At 77.3% G+C, this 2,325-nt stretch carries 3 protein-coding genes and 1 pseudogene; 2 read left to right on the forward strand and 2 right to left on the reverse strand.

What is annotated here, in order from left to right:
* Positions 1–165 precede the first annotated feature (165 nt).
* A complete protein-coding gene (locus ACWENR_RS30490) occupies positions 166–1,074 on the reverse strand; it encodes a hypothetical protein (RefSeq protein ID WP_452280394.1) in 909 nt (302 codons plus the stop codon).
* A 22-nt stretch (positions 1,075–1,096) separates the two neighbouring features.
* On the reverse strand, positions 1,097–1,267 hold the full coding sequence (locus ACWENR_RS30495) for a hypothetical protein (protein WP_452280395.1): 171 nt from the start codon (positions 1,265–1,267) through the stop codon (positions 1,097–1,099).
* Positions 1,268–1,339: 72 nt separating this feature from the next.
* On the opposite strand from ACWENR_RS30495, the gene ACWENR_RS30500 reads away from it, so the two are divergent.
* A complete protein-coding gene (locus tag ACWENR_RS30500) occupies positions 1,340–1,747 on the forward strand; it encodes a YbaB/EbfC family nucleoid-associated protein (protein ID WP_452280396.1) in 408 nt (135 codons plus the stop codon).
* Positions 1,744–2,325: pseudogene (locus ACWENR_RS30505) on the forward strand (hypothetical protein); the annotation flags it as partial. The gene ACWENR_RS30500 and the pseudogene ACWENR_RS30505, both read left to right, overlap by 4 nt.

The raw sequence follows: 2,325 nt of genomic DNA on the forward strand, positions 1-2,325 counted from the left end.
CTTCGCCCCGGGCGACGGCGGCGAACGCGGGCGCCGCGCGGTCCGGCGAGCGCCCGCGCCGGTGCGGCAGGCGCCTGTGCCGTTCCTGCGCACGTCCGCGCGGTCCCGGCGAGCGTTCGCGGCGGTCCGGCGAGCGTCCGCGCCGGTGCGGCGGGCGCCGCCGGTTCAGGCCGCCGGGCGCTGGCCGGGGATGTCGCGTACGGCGGTGAGGAAGCGCCCCTGGTCGTCCCGGGTGGCCGGGTTGACGATCCGGATCCAGGAGCCGTCGTCGAACACGACGGTGGACGGGAACTGCATGAGGCGGGCGGCGCCGTGGTCGGAGTCGATGCGGGCGACGCGCCGCCGCTCGACGCTCCAGAGCACGTGGGGGCGCCGGCGGTCCTCGCGGCCCTCGTCCGGGCGGCGCCCCATCCGCAGCAGGTGCAGGTGGGTGTCGGTGACCACGAGCGGCGTGCCGGTGTAGCGCTCCAGGAACAGCAGCAGGCTGCCGGCGAGGGAGGCGAGGTCGCCGCTGAAGACGTACCGCCGCCGGTAGGCGATCTCCGCGAGCTGGTCGGCGAGGGGCCGGTAGCGGCTGAGCCGGAACACCGCCCGGAACGCCTCCTGCTCCGGGGTGAGCGGCACCGGCTGCCGCGCCTCGGCGGGCCGCCCCGGGCTTGGCGGGTCGGCCTCGGCCGGGTCCGCGCCGCCCGCGGCGAGGACGGCGGCCTTGCCCGGCAGCATCAGCGCGCCCGCGGCGATCCGCACCGGCGTCATCACGGCGTCCACCCACGCGACCGGGTTGACGATGTTGAACAGCCCGAACAGCGCGCGCGGGTCCAGGGCCTCGGCCACCTCCGCGCCCACCCGGTCGGCGAGCTGGCTGCCCGCCCGGTGGGTCTCGGGCGCCCGCACCGGCGCGAGGCCGACGTAGCGGATCTCCTCGCCGGGCAGCAGCGGCGCGACCAGCGCGCGTTCCGGCTCGTCGCTGGTGCGGAACTCGTCGCGCAGCTCGCGGGCCCTGTCCCGGGCGGCCCGCGCCCCGCCGAGCACCGCGTCGGTCAGCCGGCCGAGTCGCCCTCGCGCACCGGTCACACCCTGCCCCCTCGCTCGCCGCTCACCGGCCGGCCGGTTGCTCCGCCGGCGGCTGGCCGAAGAGCAGCGTCTTCTGCTTGTCGACCAGCTCGTCCAGGTGGTTGCGCAGCCTACGCAGGTAGTACAGGACCCGCTGCGGCGGCCGGATGACCTTCCGCAGGTGCGTCGCCAGCGGCCGGATGATCTTCAGCATCCGGGCGAGGGCGATACGATCATGGCGCCGCCTTGCCGCCACCCCCGGGCCGGCGCCCCACGGGAGGTTCTCATGTCTGACCCGCTGTCCGCCTTCGACGTCCGGGCCGGACGGCTCGCCGACATCGAACGTCGCTTCGCCGGGCTCAAGGACGACCTGGACGATCTGCGCGGCACCGCCACCGACGAGAGTGGGCTGGTCTCCGCGACCGCCGACGCCACCGGCGAACTCACCGACCTGAGCTTCGCGCCGACCGCGCTGCGGCTGGGCACCGAGGACCTCGCCACGATGGTGGTCGAGGCGTACCGGCAGGCCCGGACGGCGGCCACCGAGCGGCTCGACGAGCGCATCGGTGGGCTCGACGCCACCCTCGGCGCCGGCCTGAACGGGATCTTCGGCACCCCCGGCGACTTCGGCTCGCTGGGCCGGCTGGAGGGGGCCATGGGCCGGCTCGGGCGCCTGCCGGGGCCGCCGGCATGACCTCGCCGGGCTGGCCGGACATCGTAGCCCGGCTGCACGAAACGTTGTCCCGCTGCGACCGCAACACCGACCTGGAACTCGCCGCCGGTCCCCGCCGGTTGCACCTGCTGGTGCGCCGGAGCACGGTCCGCGGGGTCTGCCCGCCGTACGACGAGCGCCGCCTGGCGGAGCTGGGCTGGTGGCCGTCGCAGGGCGTCGCCGGCTGGTGGTACGAGACGCCGCGTACCGCCGAGGAGCTGCGCTGGTGGAGCGAGTTCGTCGCGCGGACCGCCGCCGCGGTGCTCACCACGCGGCCGGAGGCGCTCTCCTGCCAGGTGCTGCCACCCACCGGCCCCCGGGTGCGGCCGGAGCCGACCGTGCCGCCCACCCCGCGACCCCGGCCCGGGGCGGTCGTGCCCGCCGCGCCCATGCCGCCACCCCCGGAGCCGGCCCCGGTCACCGTCGTGCCGCCGTCCCCGCCGGCCCGCGCCGACGGGATCGGTCGGTCCGACTCCGATCCGGCGGACCCCGAGATCGGAGTGGGAGCCCACCCCCCCCGGACCGACCCCCCCGCCCCCCGCGGCGAGCTCGGGCGAGCG

The organism is Micromonospora sp. NPDC004336, assembly GCF_053602615.1.